The following is a 16,537-nucleotide window of genomic DNA, read 5'->3' as shown; positions in this document are numbered from 1 at the left end:
GAACTTTCGTTAGGGCTCTAAGATATTTGGCTCCGGCCTCTGAGGAAATACAATGGAACGGCCGGAAACAGACCATATTGATCAGGATGCCAATCTCGAGGCCTTGGCGAACTTCGTGGACTCCTCTGGCATCAACAGAGATCGGGGCGGCAGGTGCCGGTTTGACGCCGACATCCTGTTCAGCAGCGACAGGACCGTCGACGAGCGCACACGCGTCCATATCAGCTTTCGCGACGACGAAGTTTCAGTGGTGCGCTTTACCGAGAAGGGTGAGTTGAATCCTGTCAACGTGCATACGGAATTCAGACTTGCGTCATCCGTTTTCCGGTTTGAAGATGAAGAACTGCAGATTTTCGGAACATCACCGAAAGTAGGCCAATACACGGTCCGTATTCGGGCGTTGTAGGACTGAATTCAGACTGGAGAACTACCGAATGACCGCTTCGTTTGCGGAAACCAAGCTGCTCCTGTTCCGGAGACTCAAATACATACTGCGCCGCCCAAAGCCTCCAGTGCTGCCGGTTCCCTTCGCCGGACCAGTCGTGGTTGTTGGCTCGGCTCCGGTTTCACACAAGCCCATCGATTTTGACGAAACGTTTCGTGTGATCACCATCAATGGTTCTCAGGCAGTGACCCGGAAATGGGGTATTGCAGTGCCCGACGTTACGCTTATGCAGTACAGGCAACTCGATGGCACGAACACGAACGCGGTCGAAGTTCGTCGCGTCCTCAAAGGTGAGCGCACGGGCATGCTCTACGTGCTGTTGTGGCGCAAGGGACTGGCGAGCCTGAACGAGCACCTCAAAGCGTTTGACTATCAGTATGACAGGGTTCAGATCGTCAATCGCTATGAGCGGATTGCGCTGGTGGAAAGAATCTGCGGGCTGAAGGTGCTCGAACTGGACGCGATCTCCAAATGCTCGAACGGGGTGATCGCGGTACTCTTCGCGCTATTGAACGGCGCCACAGCCGTCATCATCAGCGGTATCAACCCGCAATCGACCGGACATGTCTATAACCAGGAAAATTTGTCCCGGCTTCATGTCGAGATGGACAGCGAAATATTGTTGACGCTGCTGCGTAAGGGATATCCGGTTTATACGGCGGACCCCGAAGTAGCAAAATCAATAGGGTTGCCGCTTTGGGAAGGCAGCGCACGAAGCAATTCCGCCGCTGTCTAGAGCAAGTTTTGACTATTTAGAGTCGTTCTGCCGGAGAGAATTCGGGACAAGGTCGAGGGGTTTGGCGAGGCCGATGCCTTCCCATCGGACGAAGCCGAAACCCGAAGGATTTGAACCAAATTCACCCGGCCCACTGATCGAACCGCGTTTCTGCGAAACGCGGATAATTCGATCAGCGGGTTTAACGGTTTGTTGGTTGCGAACGCAAACCAACGGCTGGGTTTCCGGCTGGCGGCCAACCACTTTGTCAGGTGGCGTCGTCCGATGGATAGACATCGGCCTCGCCACCTTCCGTGTGGGTTGTCTCGCCATCCGCGAAACAGAACTGGCTCTAAAGACAAAATTTGCTCTAGCAACTTGCGGAACATTAGCGCCGGCGACCCGTTATAGGCCTGTGATGAACAGGAGCTTCAAAATGGCAATGTTTTCCAGAAATGCAGATGATTTCCAGGGCGACGTCGAAGCGCAGATTGCTGCCTTGCGCAAGGAGATTTCGAAACTTTCGGCCAGTCTTTCCGACCTGGGTTCGGAGCGATTCGAAGAGATGAAACGTGTGGCCTCGAAGCAAGCACGCTATGCCGCCGATACCGCCAAGGAGAATCCCGTTACAACGATCGCCATCGTTGCCGCAGCCGCATTGCTGCTCGGGCTTTTTTCGCGCCGTTGATACAAGGATGACTTACCATGGACGACATGACCGAAGCCATGCAGGGCGGCGAGACGGACAAGGAAAGACTGCGCAGTGAGATCGCTGATTTGCGGCGCGATCTGGCGGCGATCACCAAAACCCTGTCCGACCGCGGTATCGAATTCCTCGAAGACCTGTCGGATGATGACGAAAGCTCGACTTTCGATGAAATCAGAGAGCGTGGAGCGCGCGCTGCCAGTGCTCTGGGTCATCGGGCTCAGAGAATTGCCAATACACCAACGCAAAATTCGGTTTCGACGCTGATGATCATCGCCGGCCTTGGCGTTATCATCGGCATGCTGGCCCGCTAGAATATCGGCATGCCGGTAGAAAAAAGTTTATTTTTTGCGGAACCTTTGCGACACACCCGCGTTTCTACAAAACTGGTCCCCCAACCAGCTAGGCTGCAACCCCACAGCCAACCCCGAGTCCCAGCTTCTGCTCCGGTAGAAGCTGGGCTTTTTTTAGGACTATATGAATTCAGCGGACCTGATCAAGCAGACGCTTGCATTCGAGCAGATCAAACAGCGTTTCCTGAAGAAGCGCACGATTGTCTTTGGAGAGCCGTTTGCCATCGGCGGCGACCGGGCCTTCGTCATCACCCTTGATCAGGCCAAAGAGACGCCTGCCGTGGGGCGCGGATTTCGACGTTCCCATGACGGCGGCTTCCTCGTCGGCGTCGACGCGGTCCTGCTCGGCGGCAAGCGCCTCTTCCTGACGGGCCGAGGCCTGCTTTTGCTGGCTAATGGCTTCGGCGGCTGCGGTGTCGCCGCTGCCGAGCGCTATGATGAACTGCGTGCCGTTTTCCCGGAGAAGCCGCTGCACGCCCTTGATCGTATAGCCTTGATCGTAAAGCAGATGGCGGATCCCCTTCAGGAGATCCACGTCGAGCGGGCGGTAATATCGGCGCCCGCCGCCACGTTTCATCGGTTTGATATGCGTGAAGCGTGTTTCCCAGAAACGCAGGACGTGCTGGGGCAAATCGAGATCTTCTGCAACTTCGCTGATGGTTCTAAATGCGTCGGGACTCTTGTCCATGATTTCACCCTCTCAGGAGAAATTCTGATTCGACCTCTATTTCAGCGGTTTATCGACCATTTTTCAAGCGCGGCGCTAAACTACACCACAGCAATCTTGCATCCGGAGCGTGCAGAACGCAAATTCGGCTATGTTCAGGCTGTTTTCTTCTTGCGCGTCTGGTGCGAGCGCAAAATTCGCTGCTTCAGCACGTTCGACGCCTTGAACGTCATGACCCGGCGCGGCAGGATTGGCACCTCTTCACCCGTCTTGGGATTGCGGCCGATACGTTCGTTTTTATCTCTTACCTGGAACGTGGCGAAAGACGACAATTTGACGGTCTCGCCACGAACAATTGCGTCACACACTTCGTCGAGAATTGTCTCGACAAGCGAAGCTGATTCTGTGCGTGAAAGCCCTACCTTGCGATAGACCGCTTCAGCCAGATCAGCGCGCGTAATGGTCTTACCCCCCATACGATCTCAAAGCTCTCGTTTGTTGCAAAACTACCAGGTGACAGCGGAAGTTACAGAATGAAACCGGATCGGGCAAGCACGTTGAGAAAGTTCGTGAACTAATTCAATGCTTAACCTGCCTGCTACCACCGTAGCAGAACTGCACCCCACGTAAACCCCCCACCCATGGCTTCGAGAAGGACGAGATCGCCTTGCTTGATCCGGCCGTCGGCGACAGCCGCCGCAAGAGCTAAGGGTACTGAAGCGGCTGATGTATTTCCGTGTTGGTCGACAGTTATGACGACCTTCCCGGCAGGAAGATCGAGCTTCTTCGCGGTGGCGTCGATGATGCGCTTGTTGGCCTGGTGCGGGACGAACCAATCAATGTCCGCAGCGGTAATTCCTGCCTCGGAAAACGCCGCTTCGATGACGTCGGTAACCATGCCGACGGCATGCTTGAACACCTCCCGGCCCTCCATGCGCAGATGCCCAACCGTCTGCGTCGTGGATGGTCCACCATCGACATATAATTTCTGTTTGTGTGACCCATCGGAACGCAGGTTGGCGGTGAGGACGCCGCGATCGGATGTCAGGCCACGGCCCTCACCCGCTTCAAGAACGACAGCTCCCGCACCGTCCCCGAACAAAACGCATGTCGTGCGGTCTTTCCAGTCGAGGATACGGGAAAACGTCTCCGATCCGATAACCAGAACGCGTTTGGCCATGCCTCCGCGAATATAAAGATCAGCTGTGGTCATCGCATAGACGAAGCCGGAGCACACCGCCTGCATGTCGAAGGCAAAGCCGTGCGTCATGCCAAGACGTGCCTGAATATCGACCGCAGACGCTGGAAATGTATTGTCCGGCGTCGAAGTAGCGAGGATGATGAGATCGATATCGTCCGGCGTGAGGCCGGCATTGTCCAGCGCGGCTCGAGCCGCTGTCTCGCCGAGCGAAGCAGTCGTCTCGCCCTCGCCGGCGATGTAACGCTGGCGGATACCCGTGCGCTGTATGATCCATTCGTCGCTCGTCTCGACAATGCCTTCCAGATCAGCATTCTTGACCAGGCGTGCCGGCTTGGCCGCCCCTATACCTTTAACAACTGATCTGATCATTTAACTTCCTGTTGTATTTCGGCTTCTGTGTCGTTGCCGGCTTCGTCTTTGAAAGCGACGCCGACCGGACCCTTGTGAAAATGCGTGAGATCCGCAGCGATCTTGTCGAGAAGCTTGTTGTGAGCCATGTCATAACCAACATCGATAGCGGAGGCAAAGCCCAGCGCGTCGGTGCCACCATGGCTCTTGATGACGACACCATTAAGGCCAAGGAATACGCCGCCATTGGTCTTGCGCGGGTCGAGCTTCTCACGCAGTCGGTTGAACGCCCCCCTGGCGAAAATATAGCCAATCTTTGCCATCAGCGTGCGGTTCATGGCCTCGCGCAGATATTGCGCATATTGCTTGGCCGTGCCCTCCGCTGCCTTGAGCGCGATATTCCCGGTGAACCCTTCAGTCACAACGACATCCACCGTGCCCTTGCCGATGTCGTCACCCTCGACGAAGCCGTAATATTCGAGGCTGGGCAACGGAATTTCGCGCAGGATACGCGCCGCGTCCTTGACGTCATCCTGCCCCTTGATCTCTTCCACGCCGACATTCAGGAGGCCAATCGTGGGACGCTCGATGTCAAAAAGTGAGCGCGCCATGGCGGCTCCCATCACAGCGTAGTCAACAAGTTGCTGCGCGTCGGCGCCGATCGTCGCGCCTATGTCGAGTACAATGCTTTCACCGCGCAAGGTCGGCCATATGCCAGCGATGGCGGGCCGCTCGACATTTGCCATCGTCCGCAGGCAGAACTTCGACATCGCCATGAGCGCGCCGGTATTGCCGGCGGAAACGCAGACATCCGCCTCGCCCGTCTTTACAGCCTCGATCGAACGCCACATGGACGATTTCCAGCGGCCGTTGCGCAAAGCCTGACTCGGCTTCTCGTCCATGCGCACAGCGACATCGCAATGGTGGAAGGTCGAGGCGTTGGACAATGCCTGATGTTTTGCCAGATGCGGCTGGACTTCTTCTTCCCGTCCAAAAATCACGAACCTGATATCAGGATGGCGCTCCAGCGCCGTTGCCATGCCGGGAATGACGATCGATGGACCGAAATCACCGCCCATGGCATCAATGGAAATTCTGATCACTCTGGATTGTCCTGTCCTGTTCAGTACGGATGCGCCTATCCGGGCGGCATTACTTATGCCGAGGACATGGCACCAATCAAGTCTTCTGTTTCCAATCCTTCAGACCAGCGAACGGATTGGCAGGTTTTTCGGTTTCGTCCGCTTCGCCAAAACTCGCCACGACAGGTGGTGCATCCCCGATTCCGGGTTTACGCGGATAGGGATCGATCGCAAGCTCAAAAAACTCCTCGGCGATAGCGCCAGCGTCGAGCCGGTCGCCGGAAAACGTCTCCGGTGCATCGGGGCCCTCGGCGTCGATGATAAGTTCGCCATTCTCGTCGAGCGGCAAACGGGCAAGCCGGGAACTTTCCGGCACGAATAGCGTATCGATCTCCGCGTTGACGGTCGCATCGATCGGTTCCAGCGTCACGATACATGACTGGACGATCTCTGCCTTGACTGTCCCCCGAACGCGAATGCCGTCCTTTTTCCATGGCATGATCTGCACATCGGCCTTGAACGATTTGACATCCTCCAACTCGTGAAAGTCGCGCAGTGCTTCGCGCTCACGTTCGTCGGCGTCAATCTTTATTGTGACACCCTTCTGCGGCAGACGGTTGACGAAAACAGGGAAGCTTAGAGCTCCGTCGGTTTTTCTCGTTGTCATATTGCTTTCCCCCTTTCAATTCTGCGGTGTTTCAAGAGAGCCTGCATCAGGAAATATCACTTTTCCACTTGCGAGTATTTCGTCGGGCTGGTTCTCCAGCAACCGAACCACACGCGCTACGTAATCTGCCAGCGCAGCCGCGCCTGGCCAATTATCACTGTCGGGCCGAATATTACGCGCAAGCGCGGCAATCAATGCCGGGTGATCATTGCTTTCCAGCGCCTTGTCATAGGATTCGATACGGCCGTAAAACATCCGCGCCAGTTTCTTCATGCGCTTGGGCACACCCGAATCCCCTATACCGAGCTCGCGCAAAGAATGATCGACATCCCTGAAAAATTCATCGGTCACTTCCTGGCCGATCGCCTTCAGCGCCGGGCTTCTGCCCTTGATACGCCTGACAAACAGATAAACATGCAGGGACAGCATTTCATACCGACCAAGGGGCGAATCCGGTACTTCCAGATCAGAATAAAAGTATGGCTGCCGCGCCGCTGCCACGATCGCATCGTAGAGGGCAATGGTAATCGCCTCATTTGCTTTGGCCTTGCGGCTGAATAGACTGAGAATCATGTAGTTAGGCCTCAACTTGAGTCACGAGTCGCGTGTTGCATCGGACTTCAAGGTGGTTTACCGAAGTTCTGCGGGCAGCGAAAGACTTGCGCCCAGATTGAAATGGAGATGTCGTTGCTGCAGCGGATTTTCAAGACCGGTTGTTCAAGGGAATACCTTCTCGCCGGGACCTTTTTATTGGCTACGGGGCTCGCTGGCTGCAATACCGCCAACCTCAATCCATCGGAGACACTGACACAGGGCTATGTCATTGACGACAAGGCGCTGGAGTTCGTTCCTGTGGGTTCCAGCCGCGAGCAAGTGATCCTGTCGCTTGGCAGCCCGTCGACCACCGCGACATTCGACAACGAAGTCTTTTATTATATATCGCAGAAGGCTCATCGCAGCGTCGCCTTCATGCAGCCCAGGGTCAAGGAACGTCGCATCCTCGCGGTTTATTTCGACAAGGACAGCAAAGTTGCCAGCATTTCCAATTATGGATTGCAGGATGGCAAGGTCTTCGACTTCATTTCCCGCACCACGCCGACCGGCGGCAGGGATCTTTCGTTCCTTGGGCAGTTGCTGCAAGGCGTCGGCAAAACCCCGTCAATACCCTCCGCCGGTGGGACGCCCACCGGAGGCGCTCCGAACCAGTAAAAATAAAAAACCCGCGAAACATGTTCCGCGGGTTTTTTGTTGGGCCAGAGCAATCAGTGTGCAAGCACGGCCAAAAGCAGCAATGCAACGATGTTTGTGATCTTGATCGCCGGATTGACAGCGGGGCCCGCCGTATCCTTGTAAGGATCGCCAACGGTATCGCCCGTTACCGACGCCTTGTGCGCTTCCGATCCCTTCATATGGCGCTTTCCATCCTTGTCAACGAAGCCGTCTTCGAAGGATTTCTTTGCGTTGTCCCAAGCGCCGCCGCCTGACGTCATCGAGATGGCGACGAATATGCCGTTGATGATAACGCCGAGGAGCGAAGCACCGAGAGCCGCGAATGCAGAAGCCTTGGAGCCTGAAATCAGCAGCACGCCGAAATAGACGACAAGCGGTGCCAGTACAGGCAGGAGTGACGGTACAACCATTTCCTTGATCGCAGCGCGGGTGAGAATGTCTACTGCCCTCGCATAGTCCGGCCGTTCGGTGCCCTGCATGATGCCCGGCTTTTCTCGGAACTGGCGGCGCACCTCCTCGACGACGGAGCCTGCAGCACGGCCAACCGCCGTCATCGCAATACCGCCGAAGAGATAAGGAATCAGGCCACCGAAGATGAGACCAGCAACCACGTAGGGGTTGGACAGCTCGAACGAGACCGTACCGATTCCTTTGAAGTAGGAGAAAGCGGTCGCGCCTTCCTTGTTGGCTTCCGCAATGAAGAACTGCAGGTCATTGGAATAGGCGGCGAACAAGACCAGTGCACCAAGACCGGCGGAGCCAATCGCATATCCCTTGGTTACAGCTTTCGTTGTATTGCCAACCGCATCGAGCGCATCGGTAGATTTGCGAACCTCAGGGTCGAGCCCAGCCATTTCCGCGATGCCACCGGCGTTATCGGTAACCGGTCCGAATGCGTCGAGCGCGACGATCATACCGGCAATACCGAGCATGGCAGTAACGGCGATACCCGTGCCAAAAAGCCCAGCAAGCTGATAGGTCGAAATGATACCGCCAACGATAACTAGTGCCGGCAGCGCAGTCGATTCAAGCGAGACGGCAAGGCCCTGGATAACATTCGTGCCGTGCCCTGTGACTGAGGCCTGCGCAATCGAATTCACCGGGCGCTTGTTGGTACCGGTATAGTATTCGGTGATCACCACGATCAAACCGGTCACAACAAGCCCGATCAGACCGCAAATGAACAGGTTGGTTCCGGTAATGGACATGCCGGCGACCGTGCCGACCTCACCCCAGCCAACGGTTGCGGAAGTTGCCGCCGCAAGGCCGAGGATCGACAGAAGCCCCGTCACGATCAGCCCCTTGTAAAGAGCACCCATGATGGAGTTATTAGCTCCAAGCTTGACGAAAAACGTCCCGGCGATAGAGGTGACGATGCAGGCGCCGCAGATGGCCAAGGGGTAGAGCATGACCGCACTGAGGACGGGCGTTGCGGCAAAAAAGATGGCACCGAGAACCATGGTGGCGACAATAGTCACCGCATAAGTCTCGAACAGATCAGCTGCCATGCCGGCACAATCACCAACGTTGTCGCCGACATTATCGGCGATCGTCGCAGGGTTGCGGGGATCGTCTTCAGGGATACCAGCCTCGACCTTGCCAACGAGATCACCGCCGACGTCAGCACCCTTGGTAAAGATACCACCGCCGAGACGCGCAAAAATGGAAATGAGGGAGGCGCCAAAACCAAGTGAGACAAGTGCGTCGATCACCGTTCGATCGGCGGGCCCATGACCCATTGGTCCGGTCAATATCCAGTAGTAGACGGAGACGCCGAGCAAGGCGAGACCTGCGACCAGCATGCCGGTGATGGCGCCCGATTTGAAAGCGATTTCAAGCCCCGCGGCAAGACTGCGAGATGCGGCCTGTGCGGTGCGAACATTGGCACGGACAGAAACGTGCATGCCAATGAAACCGGCAAGCCCTGAAAGCACTGCGCCGATCAGAAAGCCGATAGCAGCCGTCCCCGTCAGGAGAAACCAGACTGCAAGGAAAACGACGACGCCGACGATGGCGATCGTGGTGTACTGTCGTGTGAGATATGCCTGTGCGCCTTCACGAATTGCACCGGCGATTTCTTGCATGCGCGCATTGCCCTGGTCCGCCGCGAGCACCGATTTGGTGGCTAGAAACGCGTAGACAATAGACAGCAGACCGCAGGCAATGACCAAAAACAGTATTGTCATGCCACTCCCTCAGATTTTGACCGGAAAACCCCTCCCCGGGTCACGTTCGGTACGGCACACAAAGAAATCCGCCAGGCCGGCGGAAACGCGACCGTATGTGTAAGGAGTAGCGAAGCAAATGTGAAAACGTCAAGGTCTTTCGCATCTTAGCGAAACGCAAGACGAAAGTAGGGCTAGCGGAACGGGAGTCGAACGGCATAAATGGAGGCGGATAGCGATAAAGGTCTGCCTGTGGAGGTTATTTACAACGAACGTATCAAATTGTTTGCAACATTTTTGAACGGGCTGGGAGTAGCCGTTTTTGCAGTGGGAGGTTTGGCCCCGTTGATTTCAAGTTTCAATGGCTCGACAAGTCCGCGGCCGCTGTTGCTGTTTACCAGCACCATCTGTATTCTGGGTGCTTTCGCCCTACATTATATCGCGAGCGTTGTCCTTAAAAGGATGAGATCATGACCACGTTTCAAACGCTTTGGCTTCTTGCGATGCCTATCTCGGCTCTGATCTTTGGGCTTGTTGGTCTCTATATAATCGACAGGAACGCTAAGGAAAATCCGCGCGACCGCCATTAGCGGCGCGGGCCTTTAACACCTTTGCTCTCACCGCGAAGTTCAAAAGCAAGCCGATCCAGAACAGCATTGACCAGCTTGGGTTCTTCTTCCGAATAAAACGCCTTGGCGATGTCGACATATTCCGACACGATGACAGCCGTTGGGACATCAGCCTTGTTCTTCAGTTCCCAGATGCCGGCTCGCAAGATCGCACGCAGCGTCGAATCAAGACGTGACAGCGGCCAGTCTTCGGTCAGAGCCTGACGGATCATTGGGTCCAACGTAGTCTGATCGGCAACGACGCCTGAAACAATGGCGCGAAACCATTGCGGGTCGGCATCAAGATACTGCTTGCCATCGACTTCCTTGCCGAGACGGTGTTCCTCGTATTCAGCCACGACCTCAAGCACGCCTGTACCCGCTACGTCCATCTGGTAGAGGGCCTGAACTGCAGCCAGCCGAGCAACGCCGCGTTTATTCGCGGTCTTTACGAGGGGGCTTTGCTCGTCTTTTGAAGAAGGCATCGATCAGGCTCCGAGCTTGTCCTTGAGGGCAATCATGGTCAATGCAGCGCGTGCCGCAAAGCCACCTTTGTCCTTGTCTTCACGCCGTGCGCGCACCCATGCCTGCTCTTCATTCTCGACAGTCAGGATGCCATTGCCGATGGCGATGCTTTCCTCGACAGCAAGGTCCATCAGCGCGCGGCATGATTCATTGGCGACGATATCGAAATGGTAAGTCTCGCCGCGGATAACCGTGCCGAGCGCCACATAACCATCATACTCGGTCCCGCCATCTTCCGCACCATCAAGCGCAAAGGAAATAACGGCTGGCACCTCCAGTGCGCCAGGTACGGTAACGACATCATAGGTAGCATTGGCTTCATCGAGGGCCAATTTTGCACCATTCAGCAAGGCATCCGACAAATCTTCATAGAATCGCGCTTCCACGATCAACAGATGTGGCGCATGCGCCTTTTTTTTCGACATGATAGCTCCGAAGGGAATAAATCCACCCCGATGGTCATCTGAAGCGATTGTCTGCGCTGCCGGTGCTCATGAACCCAAAAGTTCACCGCCTTTTGGCGACCCCAAAAAACGCATCAGCTAACCTATCAAGGTGAATTTCAAAAGGTCTCTTTAGTTGTTGGTTCAGGTCCTAGGCTGATTTCGGATATTCTGCAAGCCGTGCAGCGTATCGCGCCATCTGATCTATCTCGATATTGACGTAGTCGCCAACCTTGCGATCGCCCCAGGTGGTCACGTCCAGCGAATGACGAATGAGTAGAACATCGAACTCGTTGCCATTGACACCGTTGACCGTGAGCGACGTACCGTCAAGCGCGACGGAACCCTTCTGTGCGATGAACCGTGCAAGTTGCCCGGGTACGCGCAGTGTAAAACGAACGGCATCGCCCTCGTCATCACGCTTGATGATTTCCGCCATCGCGTCGATATGGCCGGAGACAAGATGGCCGCCCATCTCGTCACCGAGTTTCAACGAACGCTCGAGATTGATGCGCGTTCCTGTCTTCCAGCCGGATATGGTGGTAAGTCGCAGCGCTTCTTCCCAGGCCTCGGCCTCAAACCAGCGCGCATTGGAGCCTCTTTCGGGAAGGGTCGTTACGGTGAGGCAAACGCCGGAGCATGAAATGGATGCACCGATCTCGATCGTTTCCGGGTCGTAATTGGTCTCGATACGCAGCAGCACGCCTTCATTAAGCGGCTTAACCTGACCTATTCTGCCAATATCCGTTACAATTCCCGTAAACATCCGTGATTCCTTAAATAGCTCTGACAAACTCGCTGTAGCGATCTTCACCAAAGCGATATTCATGTGACAGGTTGAAACCACGAGCGATATGGGAGCGCAGTTCAGGCACTACAACCCCACCGTCATCGCCAATTGCAGCAGGACCTTCGAACACCGCCAGGCGATCCACCAGATCTTCCTGCAGGAACGAGCTTGCGACGGTCGCACCACCTTCGACCATCAACGTTGCAACGCCCTGTGCTGCAAGATCATCCAGCAATTCCGGCAGTGCGGTCGCGCCGCAATCGGTTTCGGTCGCGAGAATGCGGCAGCCGCGGGCTTCCAATGCCTGACGTTTGACTGGATCGGCCTCTGCATTGGCGGCGATCCAGACTGGAACACTACCGGCAGTTCTGAGCAGTGAGCTATCAAGCGGTAAACGAAGCCGGCTATCGAGCACGATGCGGATAGGCGAGCGGGACTCCAGGCCCGGCAGGCGACACGTCAAGAGCGGATCGTCGGCAAGAACCGTTCCGATACCGACAAGGATCGCATCGGACTCGGCCCGCATGAGGTGAACCTGCGCGCGAGATACCGGACCGGTGATCGCAACCTGCCCATGCCCCTTGTTGCCGATGAATCCGTCGCTAGAAAGCGCAATCTTTAGAGTCACTTCAGGGCGTTTTTTGGAAGATCGAATCAGGTAACCGGCGAGGTAATCAGCGGCTTCTGCCCGGAGTACATTTTCCTCAACTTCGATACCCGCAGCGCGCAGGATCGCATAGCCCTTACCAGCCACACGTTCGTCGGGATCGCTTGCAGCCGAGACTACGCGGATCACGCCGGCCGTCGCCAGCGCATTGGCGCAAGGCGGCGTCCTGCCGTGATGGGCGCAAGGTTCCAATGTCACATAGGCTGTGGCGCCGCGGGCTTTCTCGCCAGCTTCAAGCAGAGCCTGTGTTTCCGCATGCGGACGTCCGCCTATGGCGGTAACGCCGCGTCCGACGATCACGCCATCCTTGACGATCAGTGTCGCGACGGAGGGATTCGTTCCAGTCAGCCCTTGATGGGTGCGTGACAAGCGAATGGCCGCTGCCATGTAGCGGCGATCAAGCAAGGAAGCTGCCATTGCTCTCGCTCATTCGTCCTTGACAGGCTCGGCTGCTATGTCACCGGCCGTGATCTCATCGATGACATCGTGAAAGTCCTTGGCCTCGCGGAAATTGCGATAAACCGAAGCAAAGCGGATATAGGCAATATCGTCGATGCCCTTCAGCGCGTCCATTACCAGCCGGCCAATTTCATCGGAGCTGACCTCCGGCTCGCCCGAGCTTTCCAGCTGGCGAACAATACCGGATACGGCACGTTCCACTCGCTCGGGATCGACCTGCCGCTTACGCAACGCGATTTCGACCGAACGCATCAGCTTGTCGCGATCGAAGGCAACCTTGCGGCCGCTTTTCTTGACGACGGAAAGGTCACGCAATTGCACGCGTTCGAAGGTTGTGAAGCGGCCGCCGCAATCGGGACAGACGCGCCGGCGCCTGATTACAGCGCCATCTTCCGCTGGGCGGGAATCTTTCACCTGAGTATCTTCGGACTGGCAATAGGGACAACGCATCGATGAACTCTCTGAACGCGATTCTAAAATCGCTGCAAAGATAGTGTCTTTCGCAGCGAGATTAAAGCGTTCCTGCGATACGAACTGTCAACCAATAGACGTAGTAGACCAATCTCCCCACTATCTGGGGAGATTGTCACCCGTATCATCCAAGATATGGATAGAGCGGGAAGCGGTCCGTCAGCGTAACGACCTTCTGCTGAACCGCTTTTTCAACAGCCGCATTCCCCTCATCGGAATTGGCCACCTTCAGGCCGTCCAGTACTTCCGAAATGAGATTGCCGATTTCGGTGAATTCTGCTGCACCGAAACCACGTGTCGTTCCGGCCGGTGTGCCGAGGCGAACGCCGGACGTAACGAAAGGCTTTTCCGGATCGAAGGGAATGCCGTTTTTGTTGCAGGTAATATTGGCACGTCCGAGTGCCGCTTCGGCACGTTTGCCGGTTGCATTCTTCGGCCGCAAATCGACCAGCATCAAATGATTGTCGGTGCCGCCGGAGACGATATCGAGGCCGTTCTTTTTCAGCGTCTCCGCCAGCGTTTTCGCATTGGCGGCGACACTCTGGGCATAGGTCCTGAATTCCGGCTTCAACGCTTCGCCGAATGCAACGGCCTTCGCAGCGATCACATGCATGAGCGGGCCACCCTGGAGCCCGGGGAACACAGCCGAGTTCATCTTCTTGGCGATCTCCGGGTCATTGCTGAGGATCATGCCACCGCGTGGACCGCGCAACGATTTGTGTGTCGTCGTAGTGACGACATGTGCATGCGGGACGGGAGACGGATGCACGCCAGCAGCAACGAGACCAGCGATGTGCGCCATGTCGACCATGAGATAAGCGCCGACGCTATCTGCGATTTCGCGGAAACGCTTCCAATCCCAGATGCGCGAATAGGCGGTGCCACCGGCGAGAATCAATTTTGGCCTGGTCTCGTGCGCTTGCCTCTCGATTGCATCCATATCGAGGAGGTGATCGTCCTGACGTACGCCGTAGGACACGACCTTGAACCATTTGCCGGACATGTTGACAGGCGAGCCGTGGGTAAGGTGACCACCTGAATTGAGATCAAGACCCATGAACGTATCGCCCGGCTGCAAAAGGGCCAGGAATACCGCCTGGTTCATCTGGCTGCCGGAATTTGGCTGGACATTGGCAAATTCGCAGCCAAACAGCTGCTTGGCACGCTCGATCGCCAATTCTTCCGCAATGTCAACAAACTGGCAGCCGCCATAATAACGCTTGCCCGGGTAACCCTCGGCATACTTGTTGGTCATGATCGAGCCCTGTGCTTCGAGCACCGCGCGCGACACGATGTTTTCCGATGCGATCAGCTCGATCTCGTGGCGCTGACGGCCAAGTTCCTTGCGGATGGAGCTGAAAATCTCCGGATCAATTTCTTCGAGCGATGCGTTGAAAAATGTATCTGCATTCGACATGGTGACAGGACCCTCATTTGACGGTGGGGAATTCATAGGTAATTGCGGCGCATTATCATACTTAAATACGCAAGGCCAATGGCCGGTACGCGAAAAGCAATAGCCCGAAACCGCCCTAACAAAAAGACCGCCCGAAGGCGGTCTTTTTGTTAGGCATGTGCTGCTCCGATCAGGTGTTCGTTCCGATCGACAGTGCGGCTTGTCCATCCATCTCATATATATCATCGCGCAGGTGCACCACGCCATCGCCAGTTGACCAAGCACTGACATAGACAAAATGCAGAGGCACCGGATTGGTGACTGCGATCGGCGTATTGACGCCAGTTTTGATCGTCGCTTCCATCGTCTGGCGATCCCAGCCCGGCGTATCGCGGAGAAGCCAGACGTTCAGATCGCGAACATTCTGCACGCGTACGCAGCCCGAGGAGTCAAACCGCATAAGCTTGTTGAAAATACCTTGCTGCGGCGTGTCATGCATGTAAACCGCATATTGATTCGGGAAGTTGATCTTCGTCGAGGACATGGCGTTGATCTTGCCCGGATCCTGACGGAACATCAGCTTCATCGCGTCGTCGGTATTCCAATCGATAGTCTCCGGCGCAATTTCCTCTCGCGTCTGTTCATTGAACAGCCGGATCTTGTTGCGCGTCAGATAGGTCGGATCCTTGCGCATCAGCGGAATGATATCCTTCTGGATAATCGACTTCGGCGCCGTCCAGTAAGGGTTGAGGATGACTTCCTGAATCTTGGAGTCGAGGATTGGCGTCTGGCGATCGATCTTGCCGACGATAGCTGTGTGGCGCTGGGCGACACGGCCAGCTTCCACGGCTTCGATCTGCGCTGCAGGAATGTTGACCATGACATAGCGCGGACCCTGATCCTCGCTGGCGAGCTTGTGCAGGCGCTCAAGATTCGTATGCAGCTGGCCGAGGCGGATATCGGCCGAGACATTCATTGCAGCGATAGAGTATTGCCCCATGACGCCATCGGCCGGGAGACCATGACGTGACTGGAAACGCTTCACTGCGGCGTCGACATAGGTGTCGAAAGAATTCGACAAGCCGGCCGTTTCGGCGAGATCACCGGAAATCATCAGGCGCTTGCGCATGGCGGGAACGGAGGGATCAACAACGCCGAGCTGCAACTTTACCGTCGGCTGCACTGTGGGCCAGCCGCCATTAGCGACAATCTGGCTGTAGGTATTGATCGCGCTCTCGGTGAACGAAACCGTCTCCGGGCTTGCGATCGGCTGGAAACCGGCGACTTTTGCCCGGGTCGTCGAGCGGGCGTCGAACTGGTCATCCCAGTTACCGCGACGTGGAGCGGCAAGAATTTCACCAATATCCGTCTGCTGTGCAAAGGCCGATGTTGTTACCGCGGCAAGACCAGCAGTTGCCACACCAGTCAAAAAGGTGCGGCGATCAAGTGCTGATGATCCAAATTTCTTCATATTTTGTCCAACCCAACTGGAAATCTGCCGTCAACCCGCCGCTTGCAAAGAAAAACAGCTTCGGTCGCGAAAATTATCAGGAACACTCTTAATAAACAGCAACATTCACACTGATCGCGCAATTGTGA

20 protein-coding genes are annotated in these 16,537 nt (G+C 55.9%); 5 read left to right on the top strand and 15 right to left on the bottom strand.

Translation table 11 applies throughout. The features are described from left to right. Positions 1–52: 52 nt before the first annotated feature. On the top strand, positions 53–406 hold the full coding sequence (locus C7476_RS07360; RefSeq protein WP_114429235.1) for a hypothetical protein: 354 nt from the start codon (positions 53–55) through the stop codon (positions 404–406). Positions 407–434: 28 nt separating this feature from the next. Further along, positions 435–1,181, top strand: a complete 747-nt coding sequence (locus C7476_RS07355) for a membrane-anchored protein (RefSeq protein WP_114429234.1) — start codon at positions 435–437, stop codon at positions 1,179–1,181. Positions 1,182–1,193: 12 nt separating this feature from the next. Here the strand turns inward: C7476_RS07355 and C7476_RS07350 are convergent, their stop codons facing one another. Further along, the gene (locus C7476_RS07350) at positions 1,194–1,457 is read right to left on the bottom strand and encodes a hypothetical protein (protein WP_114429233.1); all 264 of its coding nucleotides are present in this window, start codon (positions 1,455–1,457) and stop codon (positions 1,194–1,196) included. 139 nt (positions 1,458–1,596) lie between these two features. Here C7476_RS07350 and C7476_RS07345 point away from each other — a divergent pair, with 139 nt between their 5' ends. Together C7476_RS07345 and C7476_RS07340 are read left to right on the top strand one after the other, a co-directional pair. After that, entirely contained in the window at positions 1,597–1,848 is a 252-nt protein-coding gene (locus C7476_RS07345; RefSeq protein WP_114429232.1) for a hypothetical protein, read from the top strand. Between the two features lie 17 nt (positions 1,849–1,865). Then, a complete protein-coding gene (locus C7476_RS07340) occupies positions 1,866–2,180 on the top strand; it encodes a zinc-binding metallopeptidase family protein (protein ID WP_114429231.1) in 315 nt (104 codons plus the stop codon). A 169-nt stretch (positions 2,181–2,349) separates the two neighbouring features. On the opposite strand, the gene C7476_RS07335 is transcribed toward C7476_RS07340, so the two are convergent. The 6 genes from C7476_RS07335 to C7476_RS07310 all read right to left on the bottom strand — a co-directional run bounded on the left by C7476_RS07335 (position 2,350) and on the right by C7476_RS07310 (position 6,757). Beyond that, positions 2,350–2,907 (bottom strand): MerR family transcriptional regulator, encoded by a 558-nt coding sequence (locus C7476_RS07335; RefSeq protein ID WP_114429230.1) that lies wholly within the window; start codon positions 2,905–2,907, stop codon positions 2,350–2,352. A gap of 134 nt (positions 2,908–3,041) precedes the next feature. Beyond that, positions 3,042–3,362, bottom strand: a complete 321-nt coding sequence (locus C7476_RS07330) for an integration host factor subunit alpha (protein WP_106716952.1) — start codon at positions 3,360–3,362, stop codon at positions 3,042–3,044. 122 nt (positions 3,363–3,484) lie between these two features. Further along, positions 3,485–4,456: a beta-ketoacyl-ACP synthase III gene (locus tag C7476_RS07325; RefSeq protein WP_114429229.1), complete on the bottom strand. Its 972-nt coding sequence runs from the start codon at positions 4,454–4,456 to the stop codon at positions 3,485–3,487. Then, complete coding sequence (plsX, locus tag C7476_RS07320) at positions 4,453–5,538, bottom strand: phosphate acyltransferase PlsX (protein ID WP_114429228.1); 1,086 nt, start codon at positions 5,536–5,538, stop codon at positions 4,453–4,455. The genes C7476_RS07325 and plsX overlap by 4 nt, the downstream gene beginning before the upstream one ends. Before the next feature lie 76 nt (positions 5,539–5,614). Then, positions 5,615–6,184, bottom strand: a complete 570-nt coding sequence (locus C7476_RS07315) for a YceD family protein (RefSeq protein WP_114429227.1) — start codon at positions 6,182–6,184, stop codon at positions 5,615–5,617. A 15-nt stretch (positions 6,185–6,199) separates the two neighbouring features. Next, positions 6,200–6,757 carry a ubiquinol-cytochrome C chaperone family protein gene (locus C7476_RS07310; protein WP_114429226.1) on the bottom strand — a complete coding sequence of 186 codons (558 nt, stop codon included), beginning with the start codon at positions 6,755–6,757 and terminating at the stop codon, positions 6,200–6,202. Between the two features lie 114 nt (positions 6,758–6,871). Here C7476_RS07310 and C7476_RS07305 point away from each other — a divergent pair, with 114 nt between their 5' ends. After that, complete coding sequence (locus C7476_RS07305; RefSeq protein ID WP_425373954.1) at positions 6,872–7,393, top strand: outer membrane protein assembly factor BamE; 522 nt, start codon at positions 6,872–6,874, stop codon at positions 7,391–7,393. 53 nt (positions 7,394–7,446) lie between these two features. Here C7476_RS07305 and C7476_RS07300 read toward each other — a convergent pair whose 3' ends face one another. The 8 genes from C7476_RS07300 to C7476_RS07260 form a co-directional block, all read right to left on the bottom strand. Then, positions 7,447–9,600, bottom strand: a complete 2,154-nt coding sequence (locus tag C7476_RS07300; protein ID WP_114429224.1) for a sodium-translocating pyrophosphatase — start codon at positions 9,598–9,600, stop codon at positions 7,447–7,449. A gap of 565 nt (positions 9,601–10,165) precedes the next feature. Beyond that, on the bottom strand, positions 10,166–10,672 hold the full coding sequence (nusB, locus tag C7476_RS07290; protein ID WP_114429222.1) for a transcription antitermination factor NusB: 507 nt from the start codon (positions 10,670–10,672) through the stop codon (positions 10,166–10,168). A 3-nt stretch (positions 10,673–10,675) separates the two neighbouring features. Continuing rightward, the gene (locus C7476_RS07285) at positions 10,676–11,137 is read right to left on the bottom strand and encodes a 6,7-dimethyl-8-ribityllumazine synthase (RefSeq protein ID WP_114429221.1); all 462 of its coding nucleotides are present in this window, start codon (positions 11,135–11,137) and stop codon (positions 10,676–10,678) included. Between the two features lie 169 nt (positions 11,138–11,306). Further along, positions 11,307–11,921, bottom strand: coding sequence for a riboflavin synthase (locus tag C7476_RS07280; protein ID WP_114429220.1), 615 nt, complete (start codon positions 11,919–11,921; stop codon positions 11,307–11,309). Positions 11,922–11,931: 10 nt separating this feature from the next. Further along, positions 11,932–13,029 (bottom strand): bifunctional diaminohydroxyphosphoribosylaminopyrimidine deaminase/5-amino-6-(5-phosphoribosylamino)uracil reductase RibD, encoded by a 1,098-nt coding sequence (gene ribD, locus C7476_RS07275; RefSeq protein WP_114429219.1) that lies wholly within the window; start codon positions 13,027–13,029, stop codon positions 11,932–11,934. A gap of 9 nt (positions 13,030–13,038) precedes the next feature. After that, a complete protein-coding gene (gene nrdR, locus C7476_RS07270; protein WP_112551308.1) occupies positions 13,039–13,521 on the bottom strand; it encodes a transcriptional regulator NrdR in 483 nt (160 codons plus the stop codon). A gap of 145 nt (positions 13,522–13,666) precedes the next feature. Beyond that, entirely contained in the window at positions 13,667–14,959 is a 1,293-nt protein-coding gene (gene glyA / locus C7476_RS07265; RefSeq protein WP_114429218.1) for a serine hydroxymethyltransferase, read from the bottom strand. A gap of 169 nt (positions 14,960–15,128) precedes the next feature. Continuing rightward, positions 15,129–16,409, bottom strand: coding sequence for a L,D-transpeptidase family protein (locus tag C7476_RS07260; protein ID WP_114429217.1), 1,281 nt, complete (start codon positions 16,407–16,409; stop codon positions 15,129–15,131). Positions 16,410–16,537 lie beyond the last annotated feature (128 nt).

Origin of the sequence: Phyllobacterium bourgognense (assembly GCF_003337575.1) — a bacterium.
Classification (GTDB): Bacteria; Pseudomonadota; Alphaproteobacteria; order Rhizobiales; family Rhizobiaceae; genus Phyllobacterium; species Phyllobacterium bourgognense.
The sequence above is the reverse complement of the archived record's forward strand: the minus strand, read 5'-3'. Positions and strand labels throughout refer to the sequence as shown.

Bases quoted from the DNA above. Each gene is read 5' to 3' on its own strand.
- C7476_RS07360 (WP_114429235.1), top strand. From the start codon at position 53: ATGGAACGGCCGGAAACAGACCATATTGATCAGGATGCCAATCTCGAG.
- C7476_RS07355 (WP_114429234.1), top strand. From the start codon at position 435: ATGACCGCTTCGTTTGCGGAAACCAAGCTGCTCCTGTTCCGGAGACTC.
- C7476_RS07350 (WP_114429233.1), bottom strand. From the start codon at position 1,457: ATGTCTATCCATCGGACGACGCCACCTGACAAAGTGGTTGGCCGCCAG.
- C7476_RS07345 (WP_114429232.1), top strand. From the start codon at position 1,597: ATGGCAATGTTTTCCAGAAATGCAGATGATTTCCAGGGCGACGTCGAA.
- C7476_RS07340 (WP_114429231.1), top strand. From the start codon at position 1,866: ATGGACGACATGACCGAAGCCATGCAGGGCGGCGAGACGGACAAGGAA.
- C7476_RS07335 (WP_114429230.1), bottom strand. From the start codon at position 2,907: ATGGACAAGAGTCCCGACGCATTTAGAACCATCAGCGAAGTTGCAGAA.
- C7476_RS07330 (WP_106716952.1), bottom strand. From the start codon at position 3,362: ATGGGGGGTAAGACCATTACGCGCGCTGATCTGGCTGAAGCGGTCTAT.
- C7476_RS07325 (WP_114429229.1), bottom strand. From the start codon at position 4,456: ATGATCAGATCAGTTGTTAAAGGTATAGGGGCGGCCAAGCCGGCACGC.
- C7476_RS07315 (WP_114429227.1), bottom strand. From the start codon at position 6,184: ATGACAACGAGAAAAACCGACGGAGCTCTAAGCTTCCCTGTTTTCGTC.
- C7476_RS07310 (WP_114429226.1), bottom strand. From the start codon at position 6,757: ATGATTCTCAGTCTATTCAGCCGCAAGGCCAAAGCAAATGAGGCGATT.
- C7476_RS07300 (WP_114429224.1), bottom strand. From the start codon at position 9,600: ATGACAATACTGTTTTTGGTCATTGCCTGCGGTCTGCTGTCTATTGTC.
- nusB (WP_114429222.1), bottom strand. From the start codon at position 10,672: ATGCCTTCTTCAAAAGACGAGCAAAGCCCCCTCGTAAAGACCGCGAAT.
- C7476_RS07285 (WP_114429221.1), bottom strand. From the start codon at position 11,137: ATGTCGAAAAAAAAGGCGCATGCGCCACATCTGTTGATCGTGGAAGCG.
- C7476_RS07280 (WP_114429220.1), bottom strand. From the start codon at position 11,921: ATGTTTACGGGAATTGTAACGGATATTGGCAGAATAGGTCAGGTTAAG.
- ribD (WP_114429219.1), bottom strand. From the start codon at position 13,029: ATGGCAGCTTCCTTGCTTGATCGCCGCTACATGGCAGCGGCCATTCGC.
- nrdR (WP_112551308.1), bottom strand. From the start codon at position 13,521: ATGCGTTGTCCCTATTGCCAGTCCGAAGATACTCAGGTGAAAGATTCC.
- glyA (WP_114429218.1), bottom strand. From the start codon at position 14,959: ATGTCGAATGCAGATACATTTTTCAACGCATCGCTCGAAGAAATTGAT.
- C7476_RS07260 (WP_114429217.1), bottom strand. From the start codon at position 16,409: ATGAAGAAATTTGGATCATCAGCACTTGATCGCCGCACCTTTTTGACT.